Origin of the sequence: Pseudomonas sp. 22085 (assembly GCF_052045815.1) — a bacterium.
Classification (GTDB): Bacteria; Pseudomonadota; Gammaproteobacteria; order Pseudomonadales; family Pseudomonadaceae; genus Aquipseudomonas; species Aquipseudomonas glycinae.
In genome coordinates, this window is record NZ_JBQEQA010000055.1 from 1 (window position 1) to 538 (window position 538).

Annotated in this window: 2 tRNA genes and 1 rRNA gene; all 3 read left to right on the forward strand. The window is 48.1% G+C overall.

Going from position 1 to position 538, the window contains the following annotated elements:
• A 16S ribosomal RNA gene (locus ACTJK7_RS29100) occupies positions 1–84 on the forward strand; the annotation flags it as partial.
• A gap of 81 nt (positions 85–165) precedes the next feature.
• Positions 166–242, forward strand: a tRNA-Ile gene (locus ACTJK7_RS29105).
• A 30-nt stretch (positions 243–272) separates the two neighbouring features.
• A tRNA-Ala gene (locus tag ACTJK7_RS29110) sits at positions 273–348 on the forward strand.
• The last annotated feature ends 190 nt before the right edge of the window (positions 349–538 follow it).

The following is a 538-nucleotide window of genomic DNA, read 5'->3' on the forward strand; positions in this document are numbered from 1 at the left end:
ACGGTTACCACGGTGTGATTCATGACTGGGGTGAAGTCGTAACAAGGTAGCCGTAGGGGAACCTGCGGCTGGATCACCTCCTTAATCGACGACATCAGCTGCTCCATAAGCTCCCACACGAATTGCTTGATTCATTGAAGAAGACGAAAGAAGCAGCCCGAAATTGGGTCTGTAGCTCAGTTGGTTAGAGCGCACCCCTGATAAGGGTGAGGTCGGCAGTTCGAATCTGCCCAGACCCACCAATTTTGTGTGGGAAACGCCTGTAGAAATACGGGGCCATAGCTCAGCTGGGAGAGCGCCTGCCTTGCACGCAGGAGGTCAGCGGTTCGATCCCGCTTGGCTCCACCACTACTGCTTCTGAAGTAAAAGCTTAGAAATGAGCATTCCATCGTTGATGGTGAATGTTGATTTCTAGTCTTTTGACTGGTTCGTTCTTTAAAAATTTGGGTATGTGATAGAAAGATAGACTGAACGTTACTTTCACTGGTAACGGATCAGGCTAAGGTAAAATTTGTGAGTTCTCTTAGTTGAGAAATTC